This window comes from Mycolicibacterium confluentis (assembly GCF_010729895.1).
GTDB classification, from domain to species: Bacteria; Actinomycetota; Actinomycetes; order Mycobacteriales; family Mycobacteriaceae; genus Mycobacterium; species Mycobacterium confluentis.
Window position 1 is genome coordinate 4,876,433 of record NZ_AP022612.1, and the last position, 17,037, is coordinate 4,893,469.

Annotated in this window: 16 protein-coding genes; 6 read left to right on the forward strand and 10 right to left on the reverse strand. The window is 67.4% G+C overall.

Annotation, left to right across the window (positions count from 1 at the left end; all coding sequences use genetic code 11):
* Positions 1-44: 44 nt before the first annotated feature.
* On the reverse strand, positions 45-1,388 hold the full coding sequence (locus G6N34_RS22985; RefSeq protein WP_085151391.1) for a cytochrome P450: 1,344 nt from the start codon (positions 1,386-1,388) through the stop codon (positions 45-47).
* Positions 1,389-1,506: 118 nt separating this feature from the next.
* Here G6N34_RS22985 and G6N34_RS22990 point away from each other — a divergent pair, with 118 nt between their 5' ends.
* Both G6N34_RS22990 and G6N34_RS22995 read left to right on the forward strand, forming a co-directional pair.
* Positions 1,507-2,118 (forward strand): TetR/AcrR family transcriptional regulator, encoded by a 612-nt coding sequence (locus G6N34_RS22990; RefSeq protein ID WP_085151392.1) that lies wholly within the window; start codon positions 1,507-1,509, stop codon positions 2,116-2,118.
* Positions 2,119-2,132: 14 nt separating this feature from the next.
* Positions 2,133-3,308: a serine hydrolase domain-containing protein gene (locus tag G6N34_RS22995; protein ID WP_197746695.1), complete on the forward strand. Its 1,176-nt coding sequence runs from the start codon at positions 2,133-2,135 to the stop codon at positions 3,306-3,308.
* Here the strand turns inward: G6N34_RS22995 and G6N34_RS23000 are convergent.
* The 9 genes from G6N34_RS23000 to G6N34_RS23035 form a co-directional block, all read right to left on the reverse strand.
* Positions 3,296-3,808, reverse strand: a complete 513-nt coding sequence (locus G6N34_RS23000) for a hypothetical protein (protein WP_085151393.1) — start codon at positions 3,806-3,808, stop codon at positions 3,296-3,298. The two genes, G6N34_RS22995 and G6N34_RS23000, sit on opposite strands and share 13 nt — an antisense overlap.
* A 2-nt stretch (positions 3,809-3,810) precedes the next feature.
* Positions 3,811-4,272, reverse strand: a complete 462-nt coding sequence (locus G6N34_RS23005; RefSeq protein ID WP_085151394.1) for a PPOX class F420-dependent oxidoreductase — start codon at positions 4,270-4,272, stop codon at positions 3,811-3,813.
* 20 nt (positions 4,273-4,292) lie between these two features.
* A complete protein-coding gene (locus tag G6N34_RS23010) occupies positions 4,293-5,618 on the reverse strand; it encodes an MFS transporter (protein ID WP_085151395.1) in 1,326 nt (441 codons plus the stop codon).
* A 34-nt stretch (positions 5,619-5,652) separates the two neighbouring features.
* Positions 5,653-6,705: a phosphotransferase family protein gene (locus G6N34_RS23015; RefSeq protein WP_085151451.1), complete on the reverse strand. Its 1,053-nt coding sequence runs from the start codon at positions 6,703-6,705 to the stop codon at positions 5,653-5,655.
* 36 nt (positions 6,706-6,741) lie between these two features.
* The gene (locus G6N34_RS23020; protein ID WP_085151396.1) at positions 6,742-8,052 is read right to left on the reverse strand and encodes a hypothetical protein; all 1,311 of its coding nucleotides are present in this window, start codon (positions 8,050-8,052) and stop codon (positions 6,742-6,744) included.
* Complete coding sequence (locus tag G6N34_RS23025; RefSeq protein ID WP_085151397.1) at positions 8,049-8,432, reverse strand: hypothetical protein; 384 nt, start codon at positions 8,430-8,432, stop codon at positions 8,049-8,051. The genes G6N34_RS23020 and G6N34_RS23025 overlap by 4 nt, the downstream gene beginning before the upstream one ends.
* Positions 8,426-8,590: a hypothetical protein gene (locus G6N34_RS27650; protein WP_165763649.1), complete on the reverse strand. Its 165-nt coding sequence runs from the start codon at positions 8,588-8,590 to the stop codon at positions 8,426-8,428. The genes G6N34_RS23025 and G6N34_RS27650 overlap by 7 nt, the downstream gene beginning before the upstream one ends.
* Entirely contained in the window at positions 8,587-10,431 is a 1,845-nt protein-coding gene (locus G6N34_RS23030) for a hypothetical protein (RefSeq protein WP_085151398.1), read from the reverse strand. Before G6N34_RS23030 ends, G6N34_RS27650 begins: the two co-directional genes overlap by 4 nt.
* 130 nt (positions 10,432-10,561) lie before the next feature.
* Positions 10,562-10,969: an STAS domain-containing protein gene (locus G6N34_RS23035; RefSeq protein ID WP_085151399.1), complete on the reverse strand. Its 408-nt coding sequence runs from the start codon at positions 10,967-10,969 to the stop codon at positions 10,562-10,564.
* Positions 10,970-11,241: 272 nt separating this feature from the next.
* On the opposite strand from G6N34_RS23035, the gene glgX reads away from it, so the two are divergent.
* The 4 genes from glgX (at position 11,242) to G6N34_RS23055 (ending at position 17,019) form a co-directional block, all read left to right on the forward strand.
* On the forward strand, positions 11,242-13,380 hold the full coding sequence (gene glgX, locus G6N34_RS23040; RefSeq protein ID WP_085151400.1) for a glycogen debranching protein GlgX: 2,139 nt from the start codon (positions 11,242-11,244) through the stop codon (positions 13,378-13,380).
* Positions 13,381-13,545: 165 nt separating this feature from the next.
* Positions 13,546-13,980: a DUF2834 domain-containing protein gene (locus G6N34_RS23045; RefSeq protein WP_085151401.1), complete on the forward strand. Its 435-nt coding sequence runs from the start codon at positions 13,546-13,548 to the stop codon at positions 13,978-13,980.
* A 68-nt stretch (positions 13,981-14,048) separates the two neighbouring features.
* Entirely contained in the window at positions 14,049-15,977 is a 1,929-nt protein-coding gene (locus G6N34_RS23050) for a flavin-containing monooxygenase (protein ID WP_085151402.1), read from the forward strand.
* Between the two features lie 16 nt (positions 15,978-15,993).
* A complete protein-coding gene (locus tag G6N34_RS23055; RefSeq protein ID WP_085151403.1) occupies positions 15,994-17,019 on the forward strand; it encodes a zinc-binding dehydrogenase in 1,026 nt (341 codons plus the stop codon).
* The last annotated feature ends 18 nt before the right edge of the window (positions 17,020-17,037 follow it).

A 17,037-nucleotide genomic window follows, 5' to 3' on the forward strand; every position in this document is an offset into this window, starting at 1 on the left:
ATACTGGCATGCCGGGGTAATTCAGTGCACTCTTTGGGCCCTCTTCAGCGCCCCCTGTGGTGCATCCCGACGCGCCCACCCCTCTTCGGCGTGAACGCCACACCGCGCGAATGCCACTTCTCCGGCGGCGCTGAGGTGGTGGCGATGGTGAAGTGTCGCAACACTGTTCGCAACACGACGTCCATCTCCATGTTCGCGAACGCGGCGCCGACGCAGCGGCGAGTGCCGCCACCGAACGGGATCCAGGCGAACACGTTGGGCCGTTCACCGATGAAGCGGGTCGGGTCGAAACGCTCAGGGTTGGGGAACTCGTCGCGATTGAGGTGCGCCTGACCGATGGCCACCGACACGGAGTAGCCCCGCGGGATGCGCCACTGTCCCAATTCGACGTACGGCGCGTAGACATGACGGCCGGCGAAGTCGATGACCGTGCGGTTGCGCTGCACCTCCAGGATCGTGGCGGCGCGGTACTCGCCTCCGTCGGTGTCCGCTTCGGCCACCAGCGTGGCCAGCACGTCGGGGTGACGTGAGATGCGCTCGAAGGCCCACGCCAACGTCGATGCCGTCGTCTCATGCCCGGCCGCCAGCAGCGTCAACAGTTCGTCACCGATCTCGCTGCGCGACATGGGCGTACCGTCCTCGTACGTGCTGCGCAACAGCAGCGCCAACACGTCGGTGCGCTCATCGAGATGGGGGTCGGCCCTGGCCACCTCGATCAGGGAGTCGATTGCGAGGTTGTACTGGCGCCGGTACTCGGCGAACCTTCCCCAAGGCGTCCAGCGCCCGTAGGTGCGCGTCGGCGTGGGCAGCACGGCCAGACGTGAACCGAGCGTGACCCACGGCGGAATCACCTCACGCAGCTTCTCCAACTCCGCTCCGTCGGCGCCGAAGATCCCGCGCAGGATCACGTTCAAGGTGATGCGCATCATCGGTTCGAGCGTTTCGAACTCGCGCCCCTGCGGCCAGGACGCCGATTCGCGCAGGGTCTCCTCTTCGACGATCTTCTCGTAGTTCTTCATCGCCTTACCGTGAAACGGCGGCGTGAGGAGCTTGCGGCGCCGCCGGTGCTCGACGCCGTCGAGCGCGAACACCGATCCCGGCCCGAAGACACGACTGAGATTGGGCTGGATGTTGCCGAGGTCCTCCGGACTGGCGGCGAACACCTGCTTGGCCAGCGCGGGGTCGGTGACCACCACCATATGGCCGAACACCGGCACCTTGAGGGTGAAGGCCTCGCCGTAGCGCTTGGTCAACGCACCGATCGTCTGCCGCCGGAACAGTGCGTACCCCAGGCCCTGCAGCACGGTTGGCAGGCGGCGAGGGCTCGGTGGCAGAAATGCGGTGCCCACTGCATCATCGGCAACCTTGTCGATGGTGGTTTCGCTCATGCCGACGCCTCCCGGGGCGGTTCGTGGTACCGATGCGTACCGATGCGATTTCGAGGTACGGTACCGGGTGGTACCGAGGTGCCGCAAGGGTTGGCGAGAATCGGCGGAGAGGTGGGGAATGACATCGGTCTCGGACGCCCCAGTTCCGGGGGTCATCACCTCGGAGGCGGACCCGTTCCGCGCGCGCCTCTTTGGCGGTCTGGTCGCCTCGATCAACGAACGCGACTACCGCGACACCACCGTCGCCGACATCGTCCGCCACGCCAAGACCTCCAAGCGCACTTTCTACGCGCACTTCGCCAGCAAGGACGACTGCCTGCTCGAACTGCTCGACGACGACAACATCCGCACCATCGCGGCCATCCGCGCCGCCGTCGACCCCGAGGCCGACTGGCACACCCAGATCGAGCAGGCCATCGACGCCTACGTCGCGGCCATCGAGGCGCATCCCGCGATCACACTGGCCTGGATTCGCGAATTTCCGGCACTGGGCCAGGCCGCGCGACCCGTACAGCGCCGCGGAATGGGCCGATTCATCGATCTGCTGATCGACATCACGTCGGGTCCGGGGTTCCGGGCCGCAGGACTGCCGACCGTGTCCCGTCAGACCGCCCTCATCCTGCTCGGCGGGTTGCGCGAACTGACCGCGCACACCATGGAGGACGGTGAGGAGATCCGCGGGATCACCGAGGCCGCGGTGCACGCCTGCACGGGCCTGATCAGCCGCTGACCGGAGGAGAACACGTGACCGACAGCGCCGCACCCGAGGTGACGCTGGCGAACTGGCAGTCAGCGCCGCAGCTGCGCTGGGCCTTTCAGAACCTCGCCGAGGTCCTGCCGACCGCGAACATCTGCCACGGGGACGGCCCGGTAGCCGAATTGCCCTCCGCACCTGCGGAACTCAGCTCCATCACGCTCCAGGACCCCGTGCCGGGCACCGAGCGCACGGTGGCCGACGTGATGGCCTCAACCGACACCGACGGGTGGATCGTCACGCACCACGGAAAGGTGCTCGAGGAGCGTTACTTCGGTGACATGACCGCACAGACCGTGCATCTCTTGATGTCGGTGAGCAAGTCACTGGTGGGCACCGTGGCCGGCGCGTTGGCCGATGCGGGACTGCTCGACGTCGAGGCCGAATTGACCCGCTACGTACCGCCCCTCGCACAGTCCGGGTATGCGGGCGCCACCGTGCGACACATCCTCGACATGCGCTCCGGGATCAGGTTCTCCGAGGACTACCTGGATCCGATGGCCGAGGTGCGTCTGATCGAGCAGGCCATCGACTGGGCGCCGAGGACCGTGCCCGACCTGCCCACGACGATGTACGACTTCCTGGTGACCCTGCAGCAGGAGGTTCCACACGGCGGACCGTTCAGGTATCGCTCCTGTGAGACCGACGTGCTGGGCTGGGTGTGCGAGGCGGCCGCCGGTGAGCCCATGCCGCAGTTGATGTCTCGGCTGTTGTGGAGCCGGATCGGGGCACAGCAGGATGCGGTCATCGGCGTCGACGGGGCAGGCACCGGCATGTTCGACGGCGGCATCAACGCATCCCTGCGTGACCTTGTCCGGTTCGGCTGGGTCTATGCGCGCGACGGGGTGTCGCTGACGGGCGCGCAGGTGGTCTCGCCCGCGTGGGTGACCGACACCCTGGTCGGAGGGCCCGACTCTCGGGCGGCCTTCGAGCCCGCGGTGGCCGTCAATCGGATGCCGGGCGGGATGTATCGCAACCAGTTCTGGTCGCCGCGACCCGGCGGTGAGGTCCTGTTGTGCCTGGGTATCCACGGGCAGATGATCTACATCAATCGGGCCGCGGACATGGTGGCGGCCAAGTTGTCGAGTTGGCCACTGCCCGAGGAGCCCGCCAAGCTGGTCCCGACGATCGCCGCGTTCGACGCGATCGCGGATCAGTTGCGCTGAGCCGACATTCGGGTCGGCAGCACAAATCCGAAGGCGCGAGGGAATCCGACCCCGCGCAGCCGACCGTGCCGGATGTCGGCGGCCGGGACGACGCGGGTGGCACCGGATGACGGTTCCCAGCAGGCGAATCCACCCGCGCGCCATTCCGTCAGCAGCACCCAGTGCCGAGGGATGAACCGGCCCACCAGCATCGGCACCGGATAGCCGAGCAGGACAGCCTCGCGGACGTCGAGCAGCGGATCGTCACGCAACCGGCGGCACCGCCACCGGTACGTGTGGCCCGGCAGTGCACGCACCATGCCGAGTGGTGTCGTGCCGAGCATGCGTGGCCACCACCGATTGAGGTTTCGGTGCAGTCTGGCCTGCTCAGCGGCGAACCACCCGGGTCGCCCCAGTCCTTCGGCGTAGCCGTCGTCGAGCAGTGCCGCGGCGACGATCGCCACCGATGGCCCACACGTGACGCCGTCGCGCTGATGAAGGGGCAGATGCGCGAACCGCACGGCTACTCCCGGGGTGGTGGGAATCCACCGGTGGCGACGGGACCCCACACCTGCGGGGTCACCCTGATCAGGCACTTGCCCTGTTCGACCATGGCCCTGCGATATTCGTCCCAGTCCGAATGCTCACCCGCCACCACCCGGAAGTACTCGACCAGCGGTTCGACAGCCTCGGGCAGGTCGATCACCTCGGCGGGTCCGTCGATCTGCACGTAGGGCCCGTTGAACTCGTCGGAGAGCACCACCACTGACGCGCGCCCGTGACGCCGCACGTTGACGCTCTTCGCACGCTGCGGATAACTCGCGATCACCAAGCGGCCCGCGCCGTCCACCCCGCCGGTGACCGGCGAACTCTGCAGTGCACCGTCGGAGCGAAACGTGGTGAGCACCATGCGATGCCGGGGTCTGACGAAGTCGAGCAGCTCGTCGCGGTCCACTCGGTTCGCACTCGCGTAGCTCCTGGCCATACCACCCACTCTAGGAGCGATCAGCCGCTGACGCGGCTGCCCGCGTTGCGCGGCAGGCGGATGGACTCCACCAGCGTCACCGCCATCAGGGCGCCCAGCACCAGGTACGTCAGCGAGTACGACGTCAGCAGGCTGACCACCAACGCCGCCAGCGCGACGCCGAGACCGGCCGCCAACTCCTGCACCGAGGCGTTGAGGGTGTTGGCGTGGGTCAGGTCGTCACCGTCGACGTCGGAGAACGCGAGACTGTTGTAGGCCGTGAACCCGATCGACCGCAACATCCCGCTCAGGAACAGGATCACCGCGATGACCGCGACGTGGAGCTGAGGCTGCAGCAGGGCCAGCAGCACGAAGGTCCCCACCGACGCCAGACCGTTGACCACGAGCACGCGTCGAATGCCGAAGCGCCGCATCAGCGGCGTAGTCGCGGGTTTGATCGTGATGTTGCCCACGAACAGTGCGGTCACCATCAGGCCGGCCGCAAACGGGGACCAGCCGAACTCCAGTTGGAACTGCAGTGGCAGCAGGAACGGCACCGCGGTGATCACGAGCCGATACAGCGATCCGGCCGTCACGGTGATCCGTAGAGTCCGCACGCGCAGCACACGCACCTGCACCAGTGGCGCCGCGGTGCGCAGCAGGTGCCACAGCGCAGCGCCCAGCAGTACGGCCGCCGCGACCGCGCCCACGCCGACATGCCACCAGTCGGTGCCGCTGATCCGGATGCTCTCCAGCGCCAGCAGCAGTGAGGCGATACCGGTGCCCAGCAGCACCGTGCCGCGCCAGTCCAGCGGTTTCACGGACACTTCGGCACCACCGCGGATCAGCTTGAGCGCCAACAGGAATCCCACGAGGCCGATCGGCAGGTTGATCAGGAAGATCCAGCGCCACGAGCCCAGCGTCGCGATCGCGCCGCCCAGTGCGGGAGCCACGACGGGCGCGGCGAGCGCAGGCCAGGTCAGCAGTGCGATGGCCCGCACCAGGTCGGCCTTGCTCGTGTAACGCAGCACTGCGAGCCTGCCGACCGGAACCATCATCGCGCCGCCCACGCCCTGCAGCACGCGCATCGCGACGAGCATCGGCAGCGACGTGCTGGCCGCGCACCCGAGGGAGGCCAGGGTGAAGATCGCGATCGCGGCAATGAACACGCGGCGGATGCCGAACCGGCGGGCCAGCCATCCACTGACCGGGATGAGCACCGCGACGGTGACCAGATAGGCCGAGATGGCCATGTTCACCGACACGGCGTCCACGCCGAACGACTGGGCGATCAGCGGAATCGCGGGCGCGATGATGGTCGCGTCGAGGATCTCCATGAAGAAGGCGCCCGCAACCAGGAGCGCCATCCCCTTCGGGAAGCCGGGTGAGGTCATTTCTGCGTCAGTCGCCGTCCAGGATCCTCTCGATGCGCCGCGCGCAGACGTCGGCGAGGTCGAAGTCCGACAAACCCCACCTGGTGTTGAGTCTGTACATTCCTATCGCCAGCGTCAGGGGCGCGGCGACCTCGTAGAACATCAGGTTGGTGAGGTCGTTGCCGGTGCGCTGGCGGTACCGGTCCAGCGTCTCGTCCCGGGTCGGGGTGCCCGCTGCCGGTGCGTTGTCATCGAGTGGGCTGAGCATCCAGTCCGTCATCAACATCCAGGCCAGGTCCGAGGCGGGGTCACCGACATGGGCGATCTCCCAGTCCAGGACCGTGGCCACGGTGTGGTCGGGGTGGTACAGAAGGTTCGACATCCGACTGTCACCCCAGCACAGGACCCACGGCAGCGGGGTGAGGGGATGCGCCTCAAGCCAGTTCAGTCCGCGCCGCAGGCTCGGGTGCAGGGGGCGATCACCGCGGGCCCAGTCCAGGCCCGACCGCAGGTACCCGACCATCCCCGCGACGGGGTCGGTGGGCGGCACCCCGAGTCGGTCGGTCTGCAGAAAGCCCAGTCCGTACTCGTCGGGATCGATGGCGTGGATGTCGGCGATCACATCGACACAGCCGTTCCACATCACCGCCCGGCTGGCCTCGTCGGCATCGGCGAACGCGCCTGAGCAGTGGTAGGCCGGCATGTCGGTCAGCCCGACCACACCGTCCACCCGATCCATCAGGTAATAGGGCGTGCCCAACTCCTCGGCCGACGTGTCGATCCAGCGCACCGCGGGCACCGGGATCGGTGACGGCGCGAGCCTCTGCATCACCAGGTACTGCCTGCGCAGGTCGTACCACGGCAGCATCGGGTGCTCGGGAGGCCGGCGGAACACCAGGCCCAGCGTCGGGTGCGGCCCGTCGACACCGACGAGGTCGAACAGGAAGGTTTCGTTGGAGTGCCCCGCCGCCGGAATGCGCCAGTCGACGATCTCGGCCCGCTCGGCTCCCGCGATGCGTCGCCGCACGATCGGTTCCAGCGCCTCGGGCAACTGATCCGCGGCGAGCGGAGCGGTCGGCATCGACAGATCCTCCGTGGTGGTGGCGAAGTGCACACGTTACCCGCCGAAGAGCAGATACAGGCCGGTGAACGTGTAAGCGACCATCACGAGCATCATGGCCAACTGCCCCGTGAGCTGATGCCCCTCGGGCAACACACGCAGTGCGGCGTCGTGGGCCGCCAGGACCCCGGCCATGTGTCCGGCCACCACGCAGGCCACCTTGACTGTGGCCAACACCGCGGGATGCGCAGAGAGCACATAGACCACGTCGGCGTGCCCCAAACCCAGCAGGTTCCAGCCGTGCCCAAGGGGATCGGCCAACCGGATCACCGCTGCCTGACCGCGTTCCACCAGGTAGGTGAGGTAGTGCGCCAGCACGTATCCGATGACGATCGGAATCAACGAATGGGCGAGTTGGCCGGGCAGCGCGCGACGCTGCGCGCGGTCGACGCCACCGGTCGCGCGGGCCGCCACGGAGAACGTCACCGCGACCACCGCGATGAACGCCGCGAGGCCCAGCGTCGGCACCAGCGTCGCAGCCCACCCGGGGCTGGCGTCGACGAAATCGCGCCACGCGGGCGTGGCCGAAAAGCTGTCGAATGCGGTCGATCCCAACAGCACGGCCAGCACTGTGACGGTGCCCGGGCGCACCGGAAGCGACAGCAGATGATCGAACGGATTGCCCACCACGAGCGCTCCCGCGGGGTTGCGCCGGAACGGCGACAACCGCGACGCCACCATGCTGTACACCTCGAACGGATCGGCGCGAGCAAACCACGTCCTACCGAATCCCGCTGCGCCGCAGAACATCACGAGGACGTAGACCAGCAGCCAGATCTTGATCGCCTGCACCGAGCCGGGGTCGGGGCTCGCGAGTTCGAGCCAGACGAACGCGAACAGGCCCAACGCCGCCGGAAAGTAGCCCCATGACTGTGGATAGGGCAGCCGCGCGCTGAGACGGTCGGCGCCGGTCAGGCGCCAGGCCGTGCGCACCGGTGAGATCACCCGCCACACCGGACCGGTCAACACCGAGACCGCGACGAGGCCCACCCACAGCAGCACGTAGAAGGTGCCGGGCAGCACGTTGCGGTCGTCCTGCGGGCCGAACAGCGCGCCCCACACCACCCATGCCGCGAACGCCAGTACCAACAGCGCTGCCGACCAACGCACCACACGCGAGTCGATGACCCTGCCCACGACGGCAGGCAGGGGTCGCCCGGGTGCGTCCGAATCGAACTTCGGCCGGCGCCAGGCCAGCGCCACCACGACAAACGTCGCGGTCAATGCCCAAGCCGCACCGATCAGGGCATAGGTCAGCGGAATCGGGAGGTCGGCGGATCCGCCGAGTCCGTGCGCCAGCAGTGTCACGGGCGGACGTCGATGACGGCCACGGTGCGATGCAGATGGTGCAGTTCGACCTCCACCCGCCCGGGCACCTCCACGGTGAACTCGAAGTGCTGTTCCGGGCCGACGGCCACGTCGAAGGTGCGCTCGGGCACGGCATGCACGTGCAGTTCGTCGGCGGCGTCACTGTCGACCGTCAGCGTGATGGGCTCCCCCGCCGTGGCCGACAGGCGCTCGTTGACCGGCGTGACGGCGCCGCCCTTGATCGTGACCTGCAGTGCCGCCTTCGAATGTTCAGCCGAGGCTTCGGGCGGTGCCGGTCCGGTCGGAGGGGTCGCCGCCTCGGTACCGCACGCGGCCAACATCACGGCGCACAGCGCACCCGCCGCGAGGCGAATCACCATGAGCTCTCGTCGCTTTCGTCGAGGCCGGGCTTCTGATCGGAGTCGGGGCCGGAGCGCCGGTCGCGCAGCGCGATGAACAGCACCACGCCGACGACGACCACGGCCGGCGCCAGCGCCGGCAGCGCCAGCAGCAGTGTGTGGTCAGCCAGGATCGTCACGTTCGCGGCAACACCTCGGGTCGTGGTGACTTCAGGCTGGCCGGGGTGGGATCACCGCGGTTGATGCGCCCCGCACCCCAACTCAGCGCGGCGATCAGCGCCAGGGTGCACGCCAGCACCACCAGGGAGGCAACGCTGAACAGCCACGACGGATGGTCGAAATTGCGTTCACGCTGCAGGATCGTGACCTCCGGTACGAAGTCGCGACTGAAGGCGGATTCGGCAGGCATCCCCTCTGCGCCGATCCCTGGGTCGGCCGGCAGGAAGATCGGAACCCCGGCCATGGTCGCCCCATCCTGTACGCGCAGCAGGGTCTTCCATGTTCCCCACACCGGGATGGGCTGCGTCGAACGGTAGAGACCGTCTCCCACGCGTTCGAGCTTGTCGATCACCAGGCCGCGGTTGTTCTCCAGACCGCCCTGCCAGGACAGGATCGTGACCCACTCCGGGTCATCCCCGATCAGGTCGGGCGGCGTGATCCGCACGTCGGCGGACACCATCCGCTGACCCGGTTCGGCCGGCAGCTCAGTCAAAGTGAAGGCGGCAGAGGCATTCTCAGGCACTTCGGTGCGCAGGCCATTGGCCACCGCGCCTCCGATGGCCAGCACGGTCAGCACCACGCAGGTGATGCCGATCGCGGGCCGCGGAAGCGGTTCACCGGTCAACACCTTGGCCAGCAGCGCACCGCAGATTCCCATGAACACCGCGACCGGAATCGACATCGCGAGAGCTTCCGGCCACATGCTGATGGGCCACGGGTAGTGGTAGACCGCGGCGATCCAGAATGACTCGAGCCACAGACCCACCGTGCCGATCACTGCGCCCGCCACCGCGCCAAACGCGATGCGGCGCTTGATCAGCGGGGTGAGCGCGAGGAGTTCGACGACGATCGCCGGCCCGAGGTACAGCGGGAACCAGTTGATCGGCGCCCCCAGCGCGGGACCGACCACCAGGGCCACGGCACCGCGCAACAGCACCGACAACAGGGCGGCGGCGATCGCGGCGCCCGGACCGAGCACCACCCGCGCCGCCACCAGGGCCAGCGCGGCCGCGCCGGCGATCATCATGGGCTGCAGCACCAGACGGAACTGCTCGACGCCGAAGTCGTATTCGATCTGATACACCGAGAGCCCGACGACCAGGCCGCCGAACGACAGGTACCGCATGAAGGTGATGCCCCTGCCGTCGCGCGGCGCCTCCTCGCCGAGATCGTCGCGCATAGCGCGGCGGCCCTCGTACTCGAGGAAGAGGACCGCAATCAGCGACAGTCCCGCACCGCCGATCAGCATCAGGTGCGTGGGGCCCCACAGCGTGACGTCCTGCCCGAAGATCCGGTGCCAGATGTCGTCGAGCGGAAAACCGATCAGCGCGTAGAGGCCGCAGATGGTCATCAGCACGCCGCCGACCGGGGCGTACCAGGTGCGGGTGATGCGCACCGCGGACGCACCGGGCTTGTCATACGGCAGGACCATCGCGGACACGCCTGCGATGAAGAGCATGAACAGGCCGACCAGGATGAAGTAGTGCGCGGGGTTGGCCAGCGGACCGGAATCTCGGCCGTTGCCGATGTGCAGGCTGACGTCCCAGATGAAGCCGAACAGCGCGCAGATCAGCGTCGCGGTGAACATCATGATCTGCAGTGCAACCCAGGGCGGACGTTTGAACCGGTGGCCCAGGCGTTCGGCAAGGGTGTTCAACCAGGTGATGCGACGCTGGCGGTGTTGCCATCCGATCCAGAGCAGAATGGCTGTCACCACCGCCGCCGCGAGCGACAAACCGAGCACCTGGTCGAGCGCGGCGCCCCCGCCCTCCGTGGTCTCGGCCCGGAGTGTGATGTTCATGACCCGAGTATGGAGGCGACGGTGTGTGTTTCTGGCGGCTTCGTCGCAATCGCCTCACATCGCCGGTATGTCGTTGACGCAGGCGACAATTGGCGCCGCGCCGGCGATGGCCACGCGGGCCGACGCGCGGTCACGACGCTACGGGAGTCGTCTCCCGACGAAGGACCTGCAGGGCCGCGTCCACCGATCCGGCGGTGCGGATCACGCCCGCTGGATCGCACAGACGCAGGGTCCGCCACACTGCCGCGCTGGTGACCACACCACATTCCGTGTGGCGAAGTTCGAGATCGTCATACAGTGCGGCCAATGCCGAACCGGCTTGAACTCCAAGGAATTTCAGTTCGCCCAAGTCGATGACCAGGCGCTTGTTCGGCCGCTCGGCGCGGCGAATGCACTGTTCGAATGCGACCACGTTCGCCGCGTCGATCTCGCCCGTCGCCGACACCGTGACGGCGTCGGTCTCGTAGGTCCGCGTGAACAGTCGCGCGGTGCGGCATTCGATTGGGTCCGCTCTTTCCGCGGGTGGGTTGACAGTCATGATGGCCCCATCAGTCGATGAAAATTCGTCCTGTGGATTCGCCAGGGGCAGGCAATTAACACCCCGCTAGCCGTTTCGATGCAGCTGACGCTTCCGATCGGCTGTTGCACTCAACCTGATACCCAGGCTAGCGCAGTCGGTGACGCATAGCGAGGCCCCGAGGTTTCCCGGAGGTCAAAAATGGGCACGTTCCGGTGGCGCGCGGCAACGTCGCCGAGTCGCCACCGTGGCGAACGCGCCGTGCGAAGGTCTCTGGAAGTGGGTGAGCCCGGTTGGACAAGTCGACGACAGCAGCCTCCTCGACAATCACCGAGATATGGCCTGGTAAGGCCTATCCTCTCGGTGCGACGTACGACGGTTCGGGGACCAACTTCGCGGTGTTCAGCGAGGTCGCCGAGCGCGTCGAACTGTGCCTCTTCGACGCCGACGGCGGCGAGACGCGGGTGGTGCTTCCGGAGGTCGACGGATTCGTCTGGCACGGATTTCTGCCGGGCATCGAACCGGGCCAGCGCTTCGGCTATCGCGTACACGGCCCCTACGATCCCGGCGAGGGGCACCGCTGCAATCCGAACAAGCTGCTGCTCGACCCGTATTCGAAGGCCATCGACGGCACGTTCGATTGGAATCAGTCGCTGTTCGGCTACGACTTCGGGGATCCCGACAGCCGCAACGACGACGACTCGGCGGCGAGCATGCCGAAGTCCGTGGTGATCAATCCGTATTTCCACTGGGGCAATGATCGTCCTCCGCAACGCGAGTACGCCGACTCCGTCATCTACGAGGCGCACGTCAAGGGCCTGACCGAGACGCATCCCGACATTCCCGAGCCGACCCGCGGCACGTACGCGGCCATCGCGCATCCGGCGATCATCGACCACCTCACGGCACTCGGCGTGACCGCGATCGAACTGATGCCGGTGCACCACTTCGCCAACGACTCGACGCTGATCGACAAGGGCCTGTCGAACTACTGGGGCTACAACACGATCGGCTTCTTCGCTCCCGACGCCAAGTACTCCTCGAGTGGCACTCCCGGCGGTCAGGTGCAGGAGTTCAAGGCCATGGTCCGCGCATTGCACGAGGCCGGCATCGAGGTGATCCTCGACGTGGTCTACAACCACACCGCCGAGGGCAACCACCTTGGCCCCACGCTGTCGATGCGGGGTATCGACAACGCGGCGTACTACCGCCTGGTCGACGACGACAAGCGCTATTACATGGACTACACAGGCACGGGCAACAGCCTCAACGTGGGTCATCCGCACTCGCTGCAGTTGATCATGGACTCACTGCGATACTGGGTCACCGAGATGCACGTCGACGGGTTCCGGTTCGACCTCGCCTCCACGCTGGCCCGTGAGTTCTACGACGTCGACCGTCTGAGCACGTTCTTCGAACTGGTGCAGCAGGATCCGACGGTCAGCCAGGTGAAGCTCATCGCCGAACCGTGGGACGTCGGCCCGGGCGGGTACCAGGTGGGCAACTTCCCGCCGCAGTGGACGGAGTGGAACGGCAAGTACCGCGACACGGTTCGCGACTTCTGGCGTGGCGAGGCGGCCAGCCTGGGCGAGTTCGCCTCTCGCCTCACCGGTTCGGCGGACCTCTACGAGCACACCGCGCGCCGCCCCGTCGCGTCGATCAACTTCGTCACGGCCCATGACGGGTTCACACTGCGGGACCTGGTGTCCTACAACGAGAAGCACAACGACGCCAACGGCGAGGACAACAACGACGGCGAGTCCCACAACCGGTCGTGGAACTGCGGCGCGGAGGGCCCGACCGACGACAAGGACATCCTCGAACTGCGGGCCCGTCAGCAGCGCAACTTCCTGACCACGCTGTTGTTGTCACAGGGTGTGCCGATGATCAGTCACGGCGACGAACTCGGCCGAACCCAGGACGGCAACAACAACGGGTACTGCCAGGACAATGCGCTGACCTGGGTGGACTGGTCCGAACTCGACAAGGATCTGCTCGCGTTCGCGGCCAAGGTCGCAAACCTGCGCGCCGAGCACCCGGTGTTCCGCCGCCGCAGATTCTTCACGGGCCGCCCGGTGCGCCGGCGCGGCGCCAAGGGCCAGCCCGACATCTCGTGGTTCCGGCCGGACGGTTCGGAGATGGACGACGAGGACTGGGATTCGGGCTTCGGCAAGTCCGTAGCCGTCTATCTCAACGGGCAGGGCATTCCGGATCTGGACCCGCGCGGCCACCGCGTGGTCGACGACTCGTTCGTGCTGTGCTTCAACGCCCACCATGAGCCCATCGACTTCACGCTGCCGCCCAAGGAGTTCGGCGCGCAGTGGACCGTGGTGATCGACACCGCGGAGAACGCGTCGGGCGACGAGGCGATCGCCGCCGGTGCCACGGTGTCGGTCGAGGGTCGCGCATTGGTGGTGCTGCAGGCGGCTTGATCTGGCGCTGCCACCCGGCCGGGCCCGCCCACGGATCCGACCGGTACGCCCGCACTGCCGCCCGCCCCGGCAGGCATGCCTCTCCCCCGCGTCGAATGTGCGGGTTGTTGGGGATTCTCGCCGTTCTGCACCGAAATCCTGCACATTCGACGCAACCTGTGAGTCATGTCCACATCCCGCAAGCTGCTGTGCACGCTCTACGCCGTGATCGCCCTGGCCGCGCTGGTCGCGACCTGGACCCAGAACATCGCCTATCTGGAGGCGAATCCGCTGAGGTTCCTCGCGAACTTCTTCGGCGACACCCGGGCCAACGAGGCCACGCAGTCGATCACGGTCGACATCGTGCTGCTGTTCCTGGCCGCGGCCATCTTCATGGTGATCGAAGCCCGCAAGCACAACATCGGCCTGGTGTGGCTGTACATCGTCGGCGGCATGCTCATCGCGATCAGCGTGACGTTCCCGCTGTTCCTGATCGCGCGCGAGCGCAGGCTGGCCGAGAAGGGGGACGTCAACCCCGCACTGCCGGTCCTCGACAAGGCCCTGCTCGCGGCGTTCACGGTGTTCGCGGCCGTTGCGGTGGTGTGGGTTGATCTGGCCTGACCAGCCCCCCGAGTAGACACTTCCGCGAGTCTGTTCACAGATGTTGCGAAGTCCACTAGCCTCGGCTGATGCGTAACCCGCACGCCGGCGTCCCGTTCGACACCTCCGACGCGGAGATCGCGGCCGCGCTGGAGGACGTGTCGATACCGACGCTGCTGCTGTCGTGCGTGCACATGAGTGGCGATCCCAGCCTGCTCGACGGGCCCCTGCGCCCAGCCGGATTGTTCCTCAACGAGGTGCAGGGCTACATGTCCGAGGAGGACAAGGCCGCCGCACGCGCGCTGGCGCTCGACATCATCCGCGACTACCGCGACCGCGGCTGCCCTGAGCCCGGCCCGGTCGATCCGGCACTGCTCAAACGCATGATGGAGTGGCTGGTCTGCACTGAGGTCCCCGACGAGTACGTCCCGATGATGGTCGAGGAGATGGAACTCGACGGCCGTGACGCCCGCGCGACGGGCTTCGAGTCGGACGCCCAGTCACGCGCCGACTTCCCAGTGGTGATCGTCGGCTGCGGCCAGTCGGGCCTGCTGGCCGCGATCCGACTGCGCGAGGCGGGCATCCCGTTCACCGTGATCGAGAAGAATGCCGGTGTCGGCGGAACATGGTGGGAGAACACCTATCCCGGCGCCCGCGTGGACGTCGGCAACCACTTCTACTGCTACAGCTTCGAACCCGACGACCACTGGACCGAGTTCTTCGCCCAGCAGCCGGAACTGCAGTCCTATTTCCAGGGCGTGATGGAACGCCACCGCATCACCGAGCACGTCCGGTTCAACACCACGGTGCACAGCGCCACGTGGGACGAGGCCGCGGGCACCTGGTCAGTGCTCACGTCCACCGCCGACGGAACCCAGACGACGCTGCACGCCCGGGCGGTGATCAGCGCCGTGGGCCAACTCAACGCTCCGCATGTGCCCGAATTCCCGGGCGCCGAGCGGTTTTCCGGCCCCGCCTTCCACACGGCCCGCTGGCAGCACGACGTCGACCTGACCGGCCGGCGCGTCGCACTGATCGGCGCGGGCGCGACCGGATTCCAGGTTGCGCCCGCGATCGCCGACACCGTCAAGAGCCTCACCATTTTTCAGCGCACCGCGCAGTGGATGTTCCCCAATCCGAACTACCACGCCGCCGTCGGTCCCGGTGTGCGGTGGGCACTGCGACACCTGCCGTTCTACGGCCGGTGGTACCGCTTCCTGATCTTCTGGCCCGGGTGTGACACCGGACTGGCCGCGGCCAAGGTCGACCCCGACTGGCCCGATCAGCAACGCGCCGTCAGCGCGGCCAACGACCTGGCCCGGATGATGTTCACCGAGTGGATCAGAAGTCAGGTCGGGGACGACACCGATCTGCTGGACAAGGTCATCCCCGACTACCCCGCGACCGGCAAACGCACGCTGCAGGACAACGGCAGCTGGTTGCGCACCCTCACCCGCGACAACGTCGAGTTGGTGCGCACGCCCATCGACCACATCGAACCCGATGCCGTCGTCACCGGCGACGGCATCGCACACCCCGCCGAGATCCTGGTGTATGCGACCGGTTTCCGCGTCAACGACATGCTGTCGTCGGTGAAGGTCTACGGCCGCGACGGAGTGGAACTGCACGAGGCCTGGGGCGGACGCCCCGCCGCGCACCTCGGAATCACGATCCCCGGCTTCCCCAACTTCTTCTGCCTCTACGGCCCCGGCACCAACCTGGCCAGCGGCGGCAGCCTGATCTTTCACTCCGAGTGCGAGGTCCGCTACGTCATGGGCTGCCTGGACCACCTGCTGGCGACCGGTCACCGCGCGATGGAACCGCGTCAGGAGAGCTACGACGACTGGTATGCGCGCTCTCAGGCTGAACTGGCGACGCTGGTCTGGTCGCAGCCCAGCATCAAGCACAGCTTCTACAAAGACGATGCCGGCCTGGTCCATTCGCTGAGTCCCTGGCGACTCGTCGACTACTGGACATGGACGCGCCGACCCGACCCAGAGGACTTCGTGTTCTCCTGACCAGCAAGGAATGTGAATGCGCACCGTCGTGATTGACGCACCCGGACAGATCCGCGTCGACACCCGCCCCGATCCGGGTCTGCCCGGCCCGGACGGGGCCGTCGTGCAGGTCACCGCTGCCGCGATCTGCGGTTCTGACCTGCATTTCTACGAGGGCGACTACCCCCTGATCGAACCCGTCGCGCTCGGGCACGAGGCCATCGGGACCGTCGTCGAGAAGGGCCCAGAGGTCCGCACGGTCGAAGTCGGCGACCTTGTGCTGGTGTCCTCGGTCGCCGGCTGCGGCCACTGCGTGGGATGTGCGACCCGCGACCCGATCACGTGCGTGTCCGGACCGCAGATCTTCGGTTCGGGTGGCCTGGGCGGCGCGCAGTCCGAACTGCTGGCCGTGCCCGCCGCCGACTTCCAACTGCTGCGGATCCCCGACGGCATCGACACCGAAGAGGCGCTGCTTCTGACCGACAACCTGGCCACTGGATGGGCCGCCGCACAGCGCGCCGACATTCCGCCGGGCGGCACCGTCGTGGTGCTGGGCCTGGGCGCAGTGGGCCTGTGCGCGGTGCGCAGCGCCATCGCGCAGGGCGCGGGCGCGGTGTTCGCCGTGGACCCGGTCGAGGGACGACGTGACCGCGCCGCGCGGTCGGGCGCCACACCGCTGGCGTCGCCGGCCCTTGAGACGGTGCTGGAGGCGACGGGCGGGCGCGGCGCGGCGGCCGTGATCGATGCCGTCGGCAACGACACCACGATGAACGATGCGCTGGCACTGGTCCGCGCGGGCGGCACGGTGTCGGTGGTGGGTGTCCACGACCTCAATCCATTCCCGTTCCCTGCGACGCTGAGCCTGATCCGCAGCATCACCCTGCGGATGACCACCGCGCCCGTGCAGCGCACCTGGCCCGAACTGATCCCGCTGGTCCAGTCCGGCCGCCTCGACACCAGCGGGATCTTCACCCACTCGATGTCCCTCGACGAGGCCGCCGCCGGTTACGCCGCGGTGGCGGCGCGCACCGCGGACTGCGTCAAGGTGACCCTGACCCCGTGAGCCTGTTCTCGCGCCTGC